The organism is Beggiatoa leptomitoformis (assembly GCF_001305575.3).
In the GTDB taxonomy this organism is placed as follows: domain Bacteria; phylum Pseudomonadota; class Gammaproteobacteria; order Beggiatoales; family Beggiatoaceae; genus Beggiatoa; species Beggiatoa leptomitoformis.
Genome location: NZ_CP012373.2, coordinates 1,381,766 through 1,400,229 on the forward strand (window position 1 = coordinate 1,381,766; position 18,464 = coordinate 1,400,229).

Annotated in this window: 17 protein-coding genes; 12 read left to right on the plus strand and 5 right to left on the minus strand. The window is 40.1% G+C overall.

Going from position 1 to position 18,464, the window contains the following annotated elements; translation table 11 throughout:
* Positions 1-30: 30 nt before the first annotated feature.
* The 3 genes from AL038_RS05710 to AL038_RS05720 all read right to left on the minus strand — a co-directional run bounded on the left by AL038_RS05710 (position 31) and on the right by AL038_RS05720 (position 6,104).
* On the minus strand, positions 31-3,564 hold the full coding sequence (locus tag AL038_RS05710; protein ID WP_062150277.1) for a choice-of-anchor D domain-containing protein: 3,534 nt from the start codon (positions 3,562-3,564) through the stop codon (positions 31-33).
* A gap of 77 nt (positions 3,565-3,641) precedes the next feature.
* On the minus strand, positions 3,642-4,784 hold the full coding sequence (locus tag AL038_RS05715) for a hypothetical protein (protein WP_145917063.1): 1,143 nt from the start codon (positions 4,782-4,784) through the stop codon (positions 3,642-3,644).
* 132 nt (positions 4,785-4,916) lie between these two features.
* A complete protein-coding gene (locus AL038_RS05720) occupies positions 4,917-6,104 on the minus strand; it encodes a FecR family protein (RefSeq protein WP_062150281.1) in 1,188 nt (395 codons plus the stop codon).
* Between the two features lie 175 nt (positions 6,105-6,279).
* Between AL038_RS05720 and AL038_RS05725 the strand changes: the two genes are divergently transcribed.
* The 3 genes from AL038_RS05725 to AL038_RS05735 are packed head-to-tail and all read left to right on the plus strand — an operon-like array spanning position 6,280 to position 8,650.
* A complete protein-coding gene (locus AL038_RS05725) occupies positions 6,280-6,687 on the plus strand; it encodes a VanZ family protein (RefSeq protein WP_272898040.1) in 408 nt (135 codons plus the stop codon).
* Between the two features lie 9 nt (positions 6,688-6,696).
* Positions 6,697-7,605: a glycosyltransferase family 2 protein gene (locus tag AL038_RS05730; protein WP_062150287.1), complete on the plus strand. Its 909-nt coding sequence runs from the start codon at positions 6,697-6,699 to the stop codon at positions 7,603-7,605.
* Between the two features lie 4 nt (positions 7,606-7,609).
* Positions 7,610-8,650 carry a carbamoyltransferase N-terminal domain-containing protein gene (locus tag AL038_RS05735; protein ID WP_062150290.1) on the plus strand — a complete coding sequence of 347 codons (1,041 nt, stop codon included), beginning with the start codon at positions 7,610-7,612 and terminating at the stop codon, positions 8,648-8,650.
* On the opposite strand, the gene AL038_RS05740 is transcribed toward AL038_RS05735, so the two are convergent.
* A protein-coding gene (locus AL038_RS05740; RefSeq protein WP_414635091.1) for an IS1 family transposase occupies positions 8,619-9,322 on the minus strand; the annotation gives its coding sequence in 2 pieces (ribosomal slippage) (positions 8,619-9,043 and positions 9,043-9,322; 705 coding nt in all). The two genes, AL038_RS05735 and AL038_RS05740, sit on opposite strands and share 32 nt — an antisense overlap.
* A gap of 68 nt (positions 9,323-9,390) precedes the next feature.
* On the opposite strand from AL038_RS05740, the gene AL038_RS05745 reads away from it, so the two are divergent.
* The 8 genes from AL038_RS05745 to AL038_RS05780 all read left to right on the plus strand — a co-directional run bounded on the left by AL038_RS05745 (position 9,391) and on the right by AL038_RS05780 (position 15,288).
* Complete coding sequence (locus AL038_RS05745; protein ID WP_062150293.1) at positions 9,391-10,143, plus strand: carbamoyltransferase C-terminal domain-containing protein; 753 nt, start codon at positions 9,391-9,393, stop codon at positions 10,141-10,143.
* Positions 10,144-10,231: 88 nt separating this feature from the next.
* Positions 10,232-10,903, plus strand: a complete 672-nt coding sequence (locus AL038_RS05750; protein ID WP_062150296.1) for a class I SAM-dependent methyltransferase — start codon at positions 10,232-10,234, stop codon at positions 10,901-10,903.
* Between the two features lie 23 nt (positions 10,904-10,926).
* Positions 10,927-11,088: a hypothetical protein gene (locus tag AL038_RS05755; protein ID WP_161575438.1), complete on the plus strand. Its 162-nt coding sequence runs from the start codon at positions 10,927-10,929 to the stop codon at positions 11,086-11,088.
* 222 nt (positions 11,089-11,310) lie between these two features.
* Positions 11,311-12,492 (plus strand): glycosyltransferase family 4 protein, encoded by a 1,182-nt coding sequence (locus AL038_RS05760; RefSeq protein ID WP_062150298.1) that lies wholly within the window; start codon positions 11,311-11,313, stop codon positions 12,490-12,492.
* A gap of 9 nt (positions 12,493-12,501) precedes the next feature.
* Positions 12,502-13,476, plus strand: a complete 975-nt coding sequence (locus AL038_RS05765) for an NAD-dependent epimerase/dehydratase family protein (protein ID WP_062150300.1) — start codon at positions 12,502-12,504, stop codon at positions 13,474-13,476.
* A 38-nt stretch (positions 13,477-13,514) separates the two neighbouring features.
* Entirely contained in the window at positions 13,515-13,949 is a 435-nt protein-coding gene (gene arsN2, locus AL038_RS05770; RefSeq protein WP_062150303.1) for an arsenic resistance N-acetyltransferase ArsN2, read from the plus strand.
* Between the two features lie 9 nt (positions 13,950-13,958).
* Entirely contained in the window at positions 13,959-15,062 is a 1,104-nt protein-coding gene (locus AL038_RS05775; protein ID WP_062150304.1) for a hypothetical protein, read from the plus strand.
* Positions 15,010-15,288 carry an HPr-rel-A system PqqD family peptide chaperone gene (locus AL038_RS05780; RefSeq protein ID WP_062150306.1) on the plus strand — a complete coding sequence of 93 codons (279 nt, stop codon included), beginning with the start codon at positions 15,010-15,012 and terminating at the stop codon, positions 15,286-15,288. Before AL038_RS05775 ends, AL038_RS05780 begins: the two co-directional genes overlap by 53 nt.
* A gap of 67 nt (positions 15,289-15,355) precedes the next feature.
* Here the strand turns inward: AL038_RS05780 and AL038_RS05785 are convergent, their stop codons facing one another.
* Complete coding sequence (locus tag AL038_RS05785) at positions 15,356-16,357, minus strand: hypothetical protein (RefSeq protein WP_062150309.1); 1,002 nt, start codon at positions 16,355-16,357, stop codon at positions 15,356-15,358.
* 165 nt (positions 16,358-16,522) lie between these two features.
* On the opposite strand from AL038_RS05785, the gene AL038_RS05790 reads away from it, so the two are divergent.
* Positions 16,523-18,412 (plus strand): ATP-binding cassette domain-containing protein, encoded by a 1,890-nt coding sequence (locus AL038_RS05790; RefSeq protein WP_062150310.1) that lies wholly within the window; start codon positions 16,523-16,525, stop codon positions 18,410-18,412.
* Positions 18,413-18,464 lie beyond the last annotated feature (52 nt).

An 18,464-nucleotide genomic window follows, 5' to 3' on the forward strand; every position in this document is an offset into this window, starting at 1 on the left:
AACGCAGTGATGTTTGCGTCTTTACAACTATTATTGAATAGTCACATTGATACTATCAGCCGTATAAATAATTTGCCCATCGCTTAAACGATAACCAAAGAATATAAAGAGCTGTCCGGGTGCTAAAAACTCACCCTGATATAACACAACAGATTGTGTTGCTTGCAAGGTAAGCCCTGTTTGTCGTGCTGTAAGCGTTGCAAAATCAGCATCCCACAACACAGGGTTGCTAGCATCCATCATATACCACGCATCGGCCAAATTGGGTAAGGGACGATAGATTCCCACTGTGATAATATCCGCTTGTTGCCCAATATGACTGGGATTTACTTGCACACTGCCTGCGACAACAACAGGATTACCCACAAAGCCATTCATTGTGGTTGTTTGCGTAAATGCGCCACTATTAACAGAAATCCCCCCTGCAAACTTAACCGAATCCACCGTGTTACTCGCTGTTTTTTCAACTATCCCAATGGATTGGATAACGGGCAAAGTAAAGCAAGTACTATTGAGGAGGATAGTCGCAAATGCCCGACAAAACTCAGCCGTACCTGTTATAGGAAAATTAAAGGTTGTTTTGCTTGTATCGTTGGTGCTAAACGAAAGCGTTCCTTGATAAGTTCCTGTTGTTAAAGCATCCAGTTGAACAGTGAAACTACTAGAAAGTCCTGCATAAACAACAGCGGGGAAATTACCTATCAGACTAAAACCCGTTGGTAAACTCAATGTGCCTAGATTAAGTTGTGCATTACCCGCACTAACAATGGTAAATGTTTTACGCACAGGTGTTCCAACACTGGCAATGCCAAAATCCGTCGCATTACTGCTACCATCTGTAATTTCTACAGAACCATCAAATAGTTGTATTTTAGCAGGCGAGGTGGAAGGTGTTTCACCACCCGTATTCGTAACCGCAATGGGAAAGCTAAAGGTTTTGTTAATCCCCCCACTACGATTGAATTTAAAGCGCATAACACCGCTAGCAGTTTCACTATCCTTTTGAATAATAAAAATATCTGCACTACCTGCGGCTAAGCTGGTGGTGGTTGCTAAAAAACGACCACTGAGACTAAAACCCGTTGGTAATACTAAATCGCTGACGCTGACAGGTGCATCCGTTATATTACGAACAACAAAAGTTTTTTTAGTATTTGTACCAAACAGTAGTGCTGTTGTCGCGCCATTTTGTATCGTTACGTCACCACTGGTTACGCTAATAAAAGGCGCATCAACTTGAGCTGTCAATGTAATCCGATAGGTAGAATTATTAGGATCATTGGTTGTAAAGCTAAATGAACCTGTAAATCCACCAGCGGTTGTCGAGTTAAGTTGAATATTAATCGTGCTTGAAAAACCCGCCAAAATTTGGTTAGGGAATGTACCTACCAGACTGAAAGCATTTGGTAATATCAAATTACCCAAATTGACAGGTATGCTACCTGTATTTTTCAATGTAAAGGTTTTTGTAACCGTTGTTCCTATCTCGATAGCACCAAAATCAACGATGGTTGTTTGTGCAGAGGGTAAGGCGGTTTCCCCTTCAAACAAGGCTATTGTAGGATAAACCACAGGTATAGAGGGTGTACCCGTACCGCCTCCCCCTGTTGTCGGAACAGCCGTTACAGTAGCAGTAATGGGGAAGTTGAACGGATTTTCATCTGCATCATCGTTATTAAAGCTGAGTGTTCCTATGAGAGTGGCAACACTTGTTGTATCCACTTTAATACTAAATGTTGCAGAAAGCCCCGCACCAACCACACTAGGAAAACTGCCTTCAAGTGTAAAGCCCGTTGGTAAACTGAGATTACTCAGGTTAATAGCAAGCGTACCTGTATTTTGAATGGTAAAACTTTTGATTAACGATGTACCTACCGTTGCAGAACCTAAGTTAGTAGCGGTCATTGTTCCATTCACAATGTCGTTGTTGTTATATGACACAGCTATTTCGGGAACATCAACAGGTACAGGAACAGCACTAACCGTTGCAGTAACAGGAAAGCTAAAGGGATTTTCATCCGTATCATTGTTTTCAAAACTGATAGTACCCGTTAATGTACCAACTGCAGCAGTATCCACATTGATACTAAACGTATTAGATAGACCTGCGTAAATGGTTGTAGGGAAAGTTCCTTGTAAACTAAAGCCCGCAGGTAGCGTCAAATTACTTAAGTGCATTTCAACACTACCAAGGTTTTGAACAATAAAACTCTTTGTAAAGCTATCGCCAACCATTGCTGTGCCTAAGTCCACAGGGCTTGTCATACCACTCACAAGACTTGTTGCACCCAACAATACATTTATTTCAGGACTAACACCCGTTGGTGGTGGTATGACTGGATCAGTAGGCAGTGATGGGTCAACTGTGCCTGCAATCGTGAAACTAAACGGGTTTTCGTCAGGGTCATTGTTCACAAAACTGACCGCACCACCAAAACTCCCGCCCGTTGTCGTATCCATTTGGATAGTAAAGTAGCTATCTGTTCCTGCATAAACGGTGGTGGGTAATGGTGTACTGGCAGTAAATCCCGATGGTAAGGTTAGATTGCTCAGCGTCATGTGTACTGAACCCGCATTCCTAATCACAATATTTTTCTGAACAACTTTATTCAGTGCAACGGTTCCGAAATTGATAGCCGTTGGACTGTTATTAGCAGTATCAACCCCATCAATTAAAACCACAATTTCAGGATAAATATTAGCCGTTGCACGAATCGCAAAGTTAAAAGGATCTCGTACAGGGTCATCATTGCTTAAAAACAACTGGGTTGTGACCGTACCTGCGTTTAGTGCATCAAAACGAACCGTGAAGTTTTCAGAAAGTCCGGGGAGAATAGTGAGTGGATTCGTACTGCTAGGTGATGTGCCTACTTGACTAAACCCTTGTGGCAAGTTGAGTGCCCCAACATGTAAAATACCAGGACCTGTGTTGGTAATTTTAAATACTTTTTGAATCGGAGTCCCGACAACAGTTGTGCCAAAATCAAAGGGTGTTGTTTGACCATCCGTAAATTGGGTCGTGCCATTAAACACATTCATTATAGGCGTAGCGGGTGTTGAATCAGGTACTTCGACAACCCCTTCAACAGGGATAACAAAGCGTCCACCAAAAAGCGGGTCATCTACACAAAACTCTACATTTCCCGTTATTCCGCCAACCACCAATGGTAGCCATGTAATTATCAATTCACCCTGCTTTGTAAATTGAACAGTTAGCGGATTAGGAGAGGCTGAAAAATAAGTTGGTGTTGTAAAATTGCTCAGCGATACTGATAGCGGATTAACACTCGCATCATAAACCCCAATATTACTGACTGTAAATTTACGAGAAATAGCAATATGTGTATTTGGTGCGTAAAATACATAGGGTGTAGTAACCTTATTTGTCCCTAAATTTATATACTTACCCAAATCATCTTGAATTGTGAAGTTACCTGAAATGGCTAAATCACCACTCGAAATCTTTGAACCTGTCGTACAAGTTGGAGAAGCAGCATAAACTTGCCCACTCCAAAACCAAACAATAAACAACCAATAAAATAGTAATCGATATTGCTTACGCATAATAATTCTCTCTGCAAATAAAACAGCTAATTATGTTGATTAATCCGTAGTATAGATACTAAAAAGGGTAAATGCCATTAAACAAGCGAATACCGTCTTGATAGAACTATTGGGGCAGATAGTTGAGATGTGACTTTCAACGTTTTGTCTAACTTACTCACATAAGCGGCTAATGCAATCACAAACATGGTTATGTATGAATAAATCGTAGAATTGGTTAAGCTAGCTAAAATAATTATTAAAAATAAGGTTTTATTATTAATTTCTTTATAGAGTAAGGCAAATAAAATTAGGGGCGCAAAAATACCAAAGTTATAGAATAATCGAATATATTCATTATGAAAAACAAATGAGTATAAAACCTCGCCATCCCCTGTAAAATCTTTAATAATCCAGTGATACACCACAGGATAATCTGTGGAAGTAATTAAATCTAAATTTTCTAACAAACGACCTATACCAAATCCAAATAAATAGTCTATTGTCGTGAAATAAGCGGCTGCATAATCTAATGAGGCTTGCACAACCTGCACACGGTCAAGACTCCAAAAATCTTCGCCAAAAACAGCTCTTCCACGAAAAACAGTGATATACCAAAGTGCAATCAACACAACAGGAATCGCAAAAACCACTTTAGAAAAAATAGATAATCTAACCTTGACTAACAATAAACGGCGAACCTTAATCAACCAACTGAGTGCTAATAACGCGAATCCCATCGTACTACCTAACATAAAAATATTGGTCGTTAGTAGGAGTTTCCATTTAAGCGACAGTTCATGAAATAAAATAATAAATATAAATACCATCGCATACGATAAAGAAATACTGTATTCAAAAGGACCTGTACCTCGAAACGCACCAAGAATCGGACCATATACGATATTAATTAATAAAACTAATATAATAAATCCCTTACACGCATCGGTAATAATTTTTTTACGTTGCCAAACAGTCAGTGTTGAACGATCTAAAAAGGACTCAAAAAACTTAGGGAGTAGGAATAATGGTAAAAACTTCAATTCTTGCAAAACAAAATAATAATTTCGTTCAAATGCAGAGAATATTTCTGTTATAAAAAAAGTAAAACTGACAAACAGACAGGCATAAATAAAATGGCTGGAAATAACCAATCCTTTTTTTGCCCAGAGCAATAACATCCCATACATCACAAACAATAAAACAAATACACCCTGCAATAATGGGCTGCGATAAGCCATTAAAACAAAACAAAAAAACAATAAAAAAGTATAGTGATTCTGACGAAAAGAAGTGGTATTGAACATTATTCCAAGTTTGCATAATTAGCCCATCGTTAGTAAATAACTAACGATGAGCATTGATGATTAGAACTATTGATTAGGACTAACAGCCTCTTCTACTCTATCCGTTGTTATTGGTGTCAATAGGGGAAGAACAGCCGCTTTAATTGATGCAATCAGACTAAAACCATCATCCAAACTTAACCCATTTTCTAACGCTAAAATGACAGATAATGCAATTGAAAAAGCGATTTGAGGAAATACAAGTGTGACTTCTCGTACAATTTGTACTGCAAACTGCGGGGAAATAATCGCCATGGCTAACGCTAATTCATACGCCATAAAAGAAGGCACTATTCGCGCGACAGCCGCTGCAACTTCAGGTGTTGATTGAGGGTCGTTGATAATAATAGCAATGACTGCATTAATCACATCACGTTTAATTGTTTCGCGGTCGCTGTCTGAACCCCGTTGAATTAACATGCTCACCAGCACTTCTGCGGCGGTTACCGCATCAACGCCAGAATCAATCAATTGTTGCGCAATAAAAGCAGGCGATTCGTTCCTATCTAAGGCGTTTTCTATTGCTTGTGCAACAGATAAACCATTTGCAATATCCTTAGGCACACTGCCATAAGAATACCAACCCCTATCAATTGCTGGCTCTGCATAAACTTCGTAGCCTGCCTCAAAAACGCCATTTTTTTCGGTAATAACAGTGTGTGTTTTCTCGTTTAATACTAAATTAGGTTTGTTTTTATCTTTAGGGTAACCCTTATACCAGACAATGACAGTCCCCTTGATAACAATAATGTCTAAACGGTGTGTTGCAGAATGATAACGCACTAAACATTCTGTCCCCCGTATTCCCAAGGTTGCTATTTCTGTTTCATACGCAATATTCTCAGGAGAGCGTTTTCCCATTAAACCCGTTAAAAAACGGAAACTACCTTCCGTTAAATGCACAGCACTTTTATCAGATTTAACTTGCGTTTGTTGATAATCATACTCTCGAATCTGCAATTCACTTTCCTCATAAATAGCAAATTTTCCTTTATCAATCATCATTAAACGCGCGACACCATCTTTACCAGTACGGATAGTATCGCCTACATCAAATGCAGTACCAATCTTCAAGGGTTGTTGTTTATCAATAGGTACAACGATAGAGGCTTGCCCGCGCAATGCTTCCACTTTACCAACAACACTAGCCATAGCACTGGTGTGCAACCAGCATAAACTCAATAAAACAAACAGGGTATTTCTTATAGTAAACATACACGAAGCCTCTATGAAAACCGTTTTTCCCAATACCTGTCATCAACAATCTACACAACGAAAGTAATATATGATAAACAAGTTATATGAGTTACTTATTTGTCTATTTTAATATAAATACAGCATAATAGTAGCGGTCTTTTCACCCATTGCTTTGTTTTTTGTGAGCGACTATATGTACAACTACCGTTTCTTATACCTAACATTTATTATATTTTACGTACTGTTATTAATTTTCCTGAGTTTAAATCCATGGATAAGACCCGCGGCTACTGAAGCAGTTATCGGTTTATCGTGGGACAAACTGGAGCACTCGATGGCTTATGTAATACTATCACTGCTATTTTTCCTAACCTTACTATCATATAACATTCGTTTTTCCATCACCGTCTTATTTACCGTTTTGTTTGCAACGATTAGTATTGGCGGCTTATTAGAAATTGCGCAAAGTACCTTAACAACTAATCGCAGTGGTTCTTGGGATGATGCAATAGCAAATGCATTTGGTGCATCATTAGGCTGTGTTAGTTATGGACTGATTTGGCTACTCTATCAGCGACAACACGAATCATCGATTTTATAGGATTCCCTAATGGCTGAGTCAAATCTCATACCGCTTTCTGTTTTAATTCCCACCAAAAATGAAGAACGTAATATAGTTGCTTGCATCAACAGCGTTGCATGGGCTGACGAAATCGTTGTATTCGACTCTTACAGTGACGACCAAACTATTCCACTTGCTGAATCACTAGATGCAAAAATCGTTCAACGTCGTTTCGACAATTTTTCCACGCATAAAAACTGGGCAATGGAAAATATTAATTTCAAACACAAATGGCTGTTAATCGTTGATGCTGATGAACGTATTACCGAAGAACTACGCATTGAAATTCAAACACTATTTGAGCAACAACCTGAATGTGATGGCTATTATATTGCACGGAAAAATTATTTTTGGAATACATGGGTTAAACGTGGCGGACGTTTCCCTGATTGGCAATTACGTTTGCTCAAAGTAGGCTATGGACACTATGAACAACGGATAGTCCATGAACACATGCTATTACAAGGTAAAGCAGGCTTTTTAAAACACGCTTTAATTAACTATGATTACAAAGGGATAGACCGTTATTTTGACCGTCAAAATACTTATTCCAGTATGGAAGCCGTCGAAGTTTTTAACATGCTTTACGGCACAGTAAATGCCCAACAAATTAAACCCTCCCTGTTTGCAAAAGGGCCTGAACGAAACCGTTTTTTAAAAAATATCGCCTATCGTTATCTCCCCTTTAGACCACTGATTAAATTTATTTGGATGTACTTTATAAAGCTAGGTTTTTTAGATGGGAAAATTGGATTCCGCTACAGTGTGTTACAAATGTTTTATGAATATCAAGTGAGTTTAAAACTAGAAGAACTACAAGACCCAGACTCACCGATTGCCAAAAAATATCAAGCCTATTTACAGCCGACCACCCAACAACCCACAAAAAAAGGTTAATACCATGTATGTATTAGGGATTAATGCCTATCACGGAGATGCCTCAGCGTGCCTACTTCATGATGGACAACTCCTCGCTGCTGCTGAAGAAGAACGTTTTTTACGCATCAAACACTGGGCAGGTTTTCCAAATGAATCCATACGCTACTGCCTACAAGTCGCGGGTATCACCCTAGAACAAGTAGAACACATCGCCATTAACCGCGACCCCAAAGCCAACTTCTGGCGTAAAGTACTATACACCCTGAAAAAACGCCCAGAGCTACGCCTTGTGGTTGACCGTTTAAAAAACGCCAAACAATGGCAAGGGATTGAAACTGCACTACAACAAACCTTTCCTGAACAAAATATTCACGCAAAAATTCACTACATCGAACATCATCTTTCGCACCTCGCCTCCGCCTTTTTTGTATCAGGCTACAACGATGCGGTTTTAGTGTCTGTTGACGGCTTTGGCGATTTCGCCAGTGCTGCATGGGGGTTGGGTGAAGGCACAAACATCGCCATTGATGGAAAAGTTTATTTTCCCCACTCATTGGGCATGTTTTACCAAGCCATGACCCAATATTTAGGCTTCCCTAACTATGGTGATGAATACAAAGTAATGGGGCTTGCCCCCTATGGTGAGCCACGCTATCTAAAAGAACTGCGCCAACTGGTTCAATGCCAAGCAGATGGGCGTTTTAAATTAGATCTGACATATTTTCGACATGCGACAGAAAAAGTTGAATATGAATGGCTTAACTGCTCACCCAAAGTTGGCACACTTTACACACCAGCACTAGAAGAATTACTTGGTAAAGCTCGCCAATCCTCAGAACCTTTAAGTCAGCAACACAAAGACCTTGCCCGCTCAACGCAAGCCATTTACGAAGAAGTATTATTTCACCTCCTCAACAACCTACATACTCGTTATCAACGCGACAAACTGTGTTTAGCGGGTGGATGTGCAATGAACTCCGTCGCTAATGGCAAAATTTACCAACAAACCCCGTTTAAAAAAATGGGTAGTGCTAAAGAAGCAGTGATTTGTTATAATCATTAATGAAAAAAATAGTAGCCCCGATGTGATTTTCTATCTTCTTGGAGAAAGATAAGGTTTTCCTCACTAAACGACTGACACGCTGTCTTAACGTATTATTAAATCGCTCTATATGATTGGTCAGCCCCGTCTCCTTCCCTACCGCTTTATGCCGTTTACTCGGTAGAACTTTCTGGTACGCTTCCCAGAAGTCGGTGTAACAGACTGCACATTGCCGATATACCGCTGGGAGTGAGTCCCAGAGTGCTTGCGCTCCCTCCGCATCTCGCTTTCCAAAGGCAATCCCGACAACCTCTCGTGAGTCTCTATCTAACGCTAACCATACCCACACTTTCTGGCGACGCTGCCCAACAAATGACCACATCTCATCGCATTCTAAGCGCAACTGTCCTTTTTTTTAACCGCTTGTTCTAGTCTTTGTTGCGCATACAAACCATTGACATAATGTTGTAGCCATGTGCCTGAGATTCCCGTAACACGGGCTATTCCTCTTAACGAGAGTTTTTCTTTTAATAGCTTGTCCACCTGTGCCCACGTCTCTTGGCTTATGTATTTCTTGGTGGGTTGTTCTACAAATCTCCGTCCGCATTCGCGACATTTGTAGTTTTGTGTCCCTGTGCGGGTTTTTCCGTATTTCACGATGTGTGTCGCTTTACAGCTTGGGCAGGTTAGCATTTTAGGGACTCTTCTCTTTCTTCTGTTTTCTTATTTTAATATCACTTTCTCTTTAGCACTACCAAAAAATGTATGCCCAAGCAGCACCGGGAGACGCAGGTGGTGCAATTGGTGCGGCTTACGTCGCATGGTTTCAACAAAACAGTACGCTGCCCCCTCAATTTGTGATGAATCATGCCTACTGGGGGCCTGAATTTACCGATACTGACTTTAAAACCCTTTTGGATACCAAACAGACGGAATTACAAACGGCTGACTGCACCATTCAACACCTCACAGACCATACAATATTATGCGAAAAAACCGCACAAGCCATTGCAGAAGGTAAAGTAATAGGCTGGTTTCAAGGACGGATGGAATGGGGTCCACGCGCGTTAGGCAACCGCTCCATTCTCGGAGACCCTCGCCGTCCTGACATGAAAGATATTTTAAATCATAAGATTAAACGCCGTGAGTCTTTCCGCCCTTTCGCACCTGCTATTTTGCGCGAGTCAGTACTCGACTGGTTTGAAACAGATGATGATGTACCGTTTATGATGAAAGTTTTTACCATTCATCCTCAAAAACGTGCAGAAATACCCGCAGTCACCCATGTTGACGGTTCAGGACGGCTACAAACCGTAGAACAACAAACCAACCCACTTTACTACCAACTTATTCAACAGTTCCAACAACAAACTGGCGTTCCCATCGTTTTAAACACCTCGTTTAATGAAAATGAACCCGTTGTTTGTCGTCCAGAAGAAGCCCTTGATTGCTTCTTAAGGACAAAAATGGACGTATTAGTGTTAGGTGATTATTTGATTACCCGACAAGAATAAGATTTTCCACCTAAATCTATCTCTATATCCTATTGATAGATTTAGATAATAATATTGATACTCAATAAACCACATCCAATAAAAAACAATGATTTCTCGCACACTACGCCAACTTTATTACACACTAGCCCGCTATCCCATGAAGATAAATGGGCTAATTTACAAACATTTCCGCTGTCCTACACAAGGCTTAAAAGTCCAACTAGGGCCGGGACGTGGCAAATATTTAGATGGTTGGCTGAATTTAGACGCAAATCTAATCAGTGCCAAATTAGACGTATGGGCAGATTTGCGCGACCCTTTACCATTCAAAGATAAGTCTGTTGATGTTTTGTTTTCTAACCATGTAATAGAACATCTACCTGACCCACATATTCCCACGCATTTTGCGGATTTATTTCGCGTTGTGCGGGCAGGCGGCGGTATTCGCATCGGCGTTCCTCATTTAGGCAATGCCTGCCGCAAATATGTAGAAGGCGATAGTGCGTGGTTTATTGACTACCCTGATAAACGCGACAGTTTAGGCGGGCGTTTTATCAACTTTATTTTCTGTCGCAGTGAACATTTAACCGCTTTTGATGAAACGTATTTATGTGAACTGATGAGACAGGCAGGATTTATTGATATTCAAATTTGTATGCCTACCCGCACTACAAGCTTGCAAGACTTAGGTGTGGGCGAAAATGTCTTTGCGAAAGAATTCGAATCGGATTTCGTGACACCGCATACATTGACGATGGAAGCGCGGAAGCCGTTGTAATTTTTTATTAAACTGAGAAAAATATGCCAAGAAATCAAAAGGAAAATGAACCATATAGGGATATTGAACCGTGGATTTCATCAAAGAAATTAAAGCTTTTAAACACCCCGCTTGGTGAGAATGAATTTTGGTCTGTTGTAGAACAAAACGACAGCAATAATGCTTCTAACAAAAAAAGCTATTAATTTTATAGGTATATTTCATGATTGCTCTTATTAAATGTTAAGATTAAATCACTATGTACACTACATTAACAAATCCAATACCAGATATTTGGAAGATTTATCAAGTTTCTGCGAAAGCTATAGAAATTAGGTTGCACATCAGAATAAAGGTACGCAACCAAATATCGTTATCTCAACAACCAAAGATGGTTTAAATAGAATTATTAAGGCTATTCGCGCTAAATGAAAATCCTCATCCACGACTACGCAGGACATCCTTTTCAAGTACAACTCAGCCGCGCTTTAGCACAACGTGGCTATACCGTTATCCACGCTTATTGTGCAACCGTTGAAGGTGCAAAAGGCAATTTACAACAACAAACGGATGACCCCGCAACTCTGCGCATTATTCCCCTGCGAACCTCACAAGAAATTCAAAAATATAATTTTGTGAAACGTTGGCAACAAGAACGGGAATATGGGCGCGTCCTTGCGCAATTAATTCGTGATGAACGACCCACTATCGTTTTATCCGCAAATACGCCCCTAGAAGCCCAAGCCATCGCCCAACGCTGCGCAAAACAAATTAACAGCCGTTTTATGTTTTGGGTACAAGATTTAAATGGTTTTGCCACGTATAAGATTTTAAAGCAGAAACTACCGATTGTTGGTGGTCTTATTGGCAAATATTACATGTGGTTGGAAAAACGCTTGTTACAACGCAGTGATGCAGTTGTAGTTATCAGCGAAGATTTTCTGCCCGCCCTTGCTGACTACGCAGGACAACACCCGAATGCTCATGTCATTCCTAACTGGGCACCACTCAATGAATTAACTCCCACCACAAAACGCAATACATGGTCAATCGCCCAAGGATTAGCCGATAAAACCGTGTTTTTATATGCGGGTATGTTGGGTTTTAAACACAATCCACAATTATTGCTTGCTTTAGCACGACATTTTCAATCTCATCCCGACGTTGTCATTGTCGTCATTTCGCAAGGCATCGGTGCGGACTGGCTAAAAACACAAGGGGCAGACCTACAAAATTTAAAAATCTTACCATTTCAACCTTTTGAACAAATGTCAGCCGTTTTATCCAGTGCGGATGTATTAATGGCGATTTTAGAGCCTGATGCTGCCATTTATTCCGTACCGTCAAAAATACTGAGTTATGTTTGTATCGGTAAACCGCTGTTAGTTGCTGTACCTGATAATAATTTAGGGGCAAAAATTGTTAATCAATCACATTGTGGCAAAACTGTGCATCCATCTGATGAACAAGGATTTATTCGCCATGCACAAGCCCTATTAGAAAATCCAACTGAACGGCAAAGTATGGGCGACAATGCACGTTACTATGCACAACAACATTTTGCGATTGATACAATCAGCGAACAATTTTTAAAAATTTTCAATTCTTAGGAGATAGTTATGCAAAAAACAGCTTTAGTTTGTGGGGCAGGAGGATTTATTGGCAGTCATTTAGTTAATCGCTTAAAACGTGAGGGTTTTTGGGTACGTGGTGTCGATTTAAAATTTCCACAATTCGCGCCCACTCAAGCGGATGATTTTCTAGTTGCTGATTTACGTGACCCCGCTAATTGTCGCGCGGTTGTTGACCGTTGTTTTGATGAAGTTTATCAATTGGCAGCGGATATGGGCGGGGCGGGCTTTGTTTTTACGGGTGAAAACGATGCCGATATTATGCACAACTCCGCCTTAATTAATTTAAACATGTTGGATGTGTGCTATAAACGCAATATAAAACGGATTTTTTATTCATCTTCAGCATGTATTTATCCTGAATATAATCAGTTAAATCCTGATGACCCAAAAACGTCAGAAGAATCAGCCTATCCTGCCGCACCTGATAGTGAATATGGTTGGGAAAAGTTATTCAGTGAACGCCTATATTTAACTTATCAACGTAATCATGGCCTAACTGTGCGGGTTGCCCGCTACCATAATATTTTTGGCCCTGAAGGTTCATGGCGTGATGGACGCGAAAAAGCACCCGCTGCCTTGTGCCGTAAAATCGCAGAAGTCGCTGATGGTGGTACAATTGACGTTTGGGGCGATGGAAAACAAACCCGTTCGTTTTTATACGTTGACGAGTGTTTAGAAGGTACTTTACGTTTAATGCGCTCTGATTGGACAGGCCCTGTCAATATTGGTTCTGAGGAAATGGTTTCCATTAATCAACTCGCACAGATTATTATGGAAATTGCAGGAAAACAGGTAAACTTAAACCATATTCCCGGTCCATTAGGTGTGCGTGGGCGCAACTCTGATAATCACTTGATTATGCAGAAACTAGGCTGGAAACCGACTGAACCCCTAAAAGATGGATTAGCAAAAACCTATCCGTGGATTAAAGCGCAAGTCGAAGCCTTTAAGAAAAAATAATTTTTTATCACTAAGATATAAGACAAACGAGGGATTGCATGGCGTTTATTACTATTGCCGAAGCAAGTGATTTATCGGCTATTCAACAACTGCTGACTGATTGCCACCTTCCCTTTGAAGACTTAACGCCTACACATTTACCCCGCTTTTGGCTTGTAAAACAACGCTTAACCTGTATTGCTTCCATTGGTATGGAAGAATGGGGCAATATAGGGCTATTGCGTTCATTAGCCGTATTATCCCCTTATAGAGATAGCAATTTAGCCAGTGAACTAGTTGATATGGCTGAGTTATATGCTAAAGAGCAAAAATTAACCGCACTCTATTTGCTCACCACAACTGCCGTTGCTTTTTTTACTAAACGCGGTTATCAATTATTAAAGCGTGAAGAATTTCCTGCTATCTTACGACAAACACCTGAATTTCATAGTTTATGTCCTGCGACCGCCATTTGCATGTGGAAAACGCTATAATCCACTTTTATGTCCAATGTTTTTCCCACTTATCAATTTTTTGACCAGATTATTCAACTACAAACGACGCATCAGCCCAGTTTGCAATTGTTTGATGCGATGTATCAACATTTTCAAGTGGCAATACCCATTGATAAGCCACTACATATTTATCAAATTCAATCTTATCCTGAACCCTGCTTAATTACGCCTACACACCGATATGTGGTTAAACATACTGATTTATTGCCTGCAATCGCTCATGGGGTGATTTTGCGCCAGACGCTTGCACAAATTCGTAGCCATTTACTGTGTCATGCTGCGGCTTTATCTTTTAATAATCAAGGGTATATTATAGTTGCGGATTCTGGCTGTGGTAAAACGACACTAAGCCTTGCACTGGTAAAACAAGGATTTAAACTATTATCAGACGAAATGGCCGCATTATCTTTACACACAGGCGAATTAAGTCCTTATCCACGTTGTTTATGGGTGCGTACAGGAACAAAAGCGATTTTTCAACAATATCAATGGGAATATCCACCCCATCGAATTGTGAGCGACAGCCGAAAACGTCAGGCATTGCAATTATCTGCTGAACTCTTGGGACATGCTTGTTTTCCTAGCTATTTAATTGTTTTACAAGCAGACATAGCGGATAAACCCCGTTGTTGTTATGTCACATTGCTAGACCTACCTCCCTTATTATTTAAGGCATTACAGTGTGTGACAGGTTTTATAGCCGTTACTTATAAAGACACCACACAATTACCTGTTTTACAAGTTGAAGAGTCTTGTTTACAAACGATTTATGACTATTGTGACCATTATAATGTGTTAATATTAAATGTAGAACAAGAAGGCGTTGCGCCAACCTGTTACCAACAATCACCTGTATTGCAAAAACTGTCTAAACTCACGGGTGCAATGGCATTACTCCGTGCCTTTCTGGGTGGACAGCATTCCGTATTAGTACAAAACCATCCCATTCAACTACTCATGCCATTAAGTCAATTTTTAACTGATACACATTGTTATCAATTACAAGTCGGGCAACTCGATAATATGGTGGAAATAATTCATGATTTACCCAACTTATCCGCAACAACTCGCCGTCCTCTCCCAACAAATTGACCAAGAAATTGTGCTGCATGACCCACGCACGGGCAAGGTTTACATGCTTAATCCGACCGCCTCGTTGATTTGGTCACTATGTGATGGAATGCACAGCACGGCAGAGATTGCCAAAGAAATTCAAAACCGTTTTCGTTTAACGCCTGAAACAATTTTAACAACTGTGGAAAAAACAGTGGCAGAATTGAAAGAATATGGGCTTATTAAACTGCTTGCGAAAGAATAAAGAAAACCAATAGCATTGTTGCAAGCAACAAGCGATGCTATCCGTCTTTTTACGCGCTGAATACAGATTATTCGATGACTGACAAATCGTAATCTGGCATATAATCTATCCACACAGATATAAATTTAAACGCTTGTTCTAATGTGGGATTATGACCATTTATCATCAATTGACTTAGTTTATTAATGGTCGCAAATGTAGGCTTGTCACCCGTGTTATAACCCAAATAAACCTCAACCCCTGTGGTTTGTGAAGGAATAATATGCACAACCGAAAATTCTTTATCCCTATCTGTAAGTTGAATGGCTGTAAAGCGTGGAACGTCATGATTATCTATGCAAGAAGACCAAACAGTGCGTTTTGAAAGGTGGTTGTCTGCTACAGATAATTGTTTTAAAGAATTTTGTTCTTCTGATGCGGCTATTGCTGCTGCTTCAAGCCGTTCAGATGCAGTGCGAAGCTGTTCCTTCATAAGAATAATGGCAAGATTGCGTATCGCCATAAAAATTGACACACTAAGACTCTCAAGAATACTTAGTTCAAGCAGATTGCTGATAGAAGGCTTTGCAGAATCTTGCAGTATTGCCGTTATTGCCTGTGCAACCTGCGCATTTGTTGCCTTAATCTGTTCATTCGCAAATATCATATAGTAGTCATAAAAAAGCAGATAAACTAATTCACGGGTACTTTGTAAAATATAAAGATATTCAGTCTCACTGCGTGATAAATCATATTTTGCTAAGACACGATGTTTAATACCCTCTTCAGACTGACTGACCGTAAAAAGGGCAGGTTCACCGAGTAAATCCTTCATATTTTGTGGAAGTCCCGCTGTATCAATAAGGCTTTCACACTGATTAACCAATTCAAAAAGACTTGGATTCACCAAATTAGGACTGCGAAAATCTACGACTGAAGGATAATTTTCATCTTGCCAACTATCGACTAATTGCCCCTCAACAGCGGTTATTGCCTCCTCAATTTGACTGTTCTCTGCATGTGTCACAGTCGTGATACCGCTAACAATGATGACGACTGCAAAAGCCAATAGACTTTTTACAACACGCATAATAAAAATCCTTATAAAAGTGAACAGTTAATCTTAAAAAACCTATAAATTCAATTTAATATAAAATTCTAAGTGATAGAATAGCACGAAGTCAATTAAAAACTCTCCATTAGTACAAGACTAAAAAACTCAGTATTCATATAACTCTTTACAGGCAAATTATTTATGTTATTAATCAGTTTGGATAAAGTTGGTATTGCTTATGGGCATGTTGCCTTGTTAGATAATGTTGAATTACGGGTAGAAAGTGGGGAAAGAATTTGTTTGATTGGGCGCAATGGTGAAGGAAAATCCACACTATTAAAAATCATCAGCAGTGAGATTAAGCCCGACCATGGGCGAGTTGAACGTCAAGCCAGTACCCGCATCGCCTATCTTGCGCAAGAACCTGAATTTGAAGCGACTGATACCATCTTTCATGCGGTTGCCAAAGGCTTAGGGACGGTTGGCACACTGATGGAATCTTATCATGCACTGACACAAGAATTAACCCACACGGTTACCGATGAATTGCTTGCACAATTAGAAAAAATTCAACACCAATTAGAAGCGCAAGATGGCTGGATGTTAGAGCAAAAAGTAGAAACAGTTTTATCACGTCTTGAACTGCCTGCTGATAAAAAAATAAGTGAGTTATCAGGTGGTTGGAAGCGTCGCGTCGCATTGGCACAAATCCTTATTCAAGAACCCGATTTATTGCTGTTAGACGAACCGACTAACCATTTGGACATTGAAGCGATAGACTGGCTTGAAGAAATACTGATTAACTTCAAAGGTGGTTTACTATTTGTTAGCCATGACCGCCGTTTTATGCAACGCGTAGCAAATCGGATTATCGAATTAGACCGTGGCAAATTAGTCAGCTATCCCTCCGATTACGAAACTTACTTACAGCTAAAAGAAGCGAATTTAGCCGCAGAAGCCACACATAACGCCAAGTTTGACAAAGTATTAGCGCAAGAAGAAGTGTGGATTCGTCAGGGAATTAAAGCCCGTCGTACCCGTAATGAAGGACGAGTGCGTGCGTTAAAAAAATTACGCGAAGAACGCAAACAACGGCGGGAAAAAATGGGGACGATACGCCTTACAGTGGAACAAGGCGATACATCAGGACGGATTGTTATTGAAGCAGAAAAAATTAATAAGTTTTACAGTGATAAAGCCGTTATTCGTGATTTTTCTACCGTTATTTTTCGAGGCGACCGCATCGGACTAATCGGCACAAATGGGGCGGGTAAAACCACCTTATTAAAAATTTTACTGGGTGAATTAGCCCCAGACAGTGGCTCAATCAAACACGGGACAAAATTGAACGTGGTCTATTTTGACCAATTACGGGCGCAACTTGACCCAGAACAAAGTGTGTTCGATGTGATTAGTGAAGGGCAAGATTTTATTGAATTAAATGGACAACGAAAACACGTTATGTCTTATCTTGCTGATTTTCTCTTTCCGCCTGCGCGGGCGCGTTCACCCGTCAAATCATTATCAGGGGGAGAACGGAATCGCTTATTATTGGCACGTTTATTCACAAAGCCCGCTAATGTATTAGTGTTAGACGAACCTACCAATGATTTAGATGTAGAATCGTTGGAATTATTAGAAGAATTGCTTTCAGAATACACAGGTACATTATTGTTAGTCAGTCATGACCGCCGTTTTTTAGATAATGTTGTTACTTCTACCATTGTTTTTGAAGGGGAAGGAAACATTGCTGAATACGTTGGTGGTTATGAAGATTGGCTTTATCAACGCCCTGCAACCATAGATAGCGGAAAACCCACAACGGTTGTTAAAAAAGCAGAAAAAACCACACCGCCCCCTGTCGCAAACAAAGGACGCAAACTCAGCTACAAAGAGCAAAAAGAACTCACAGAATTACCTCTTAAAATTGAACAGTTAGAAAAACAATTGCATGATTTACAATTATTAATGAGTGCCCCTGAGTTCTATCGTAAACCTGCCGCTGAAACAAGTGCGACTACTGCAAAATTGCAAAAAGTGGAAGCTGAGTTAAAAACAGTTTATGCCCGTTGGGAAGCATTAGAACAATAGCTAACCCCCATAGACTTTGGATAAACGGATAGCATGGTGCGGTGCTATCCGC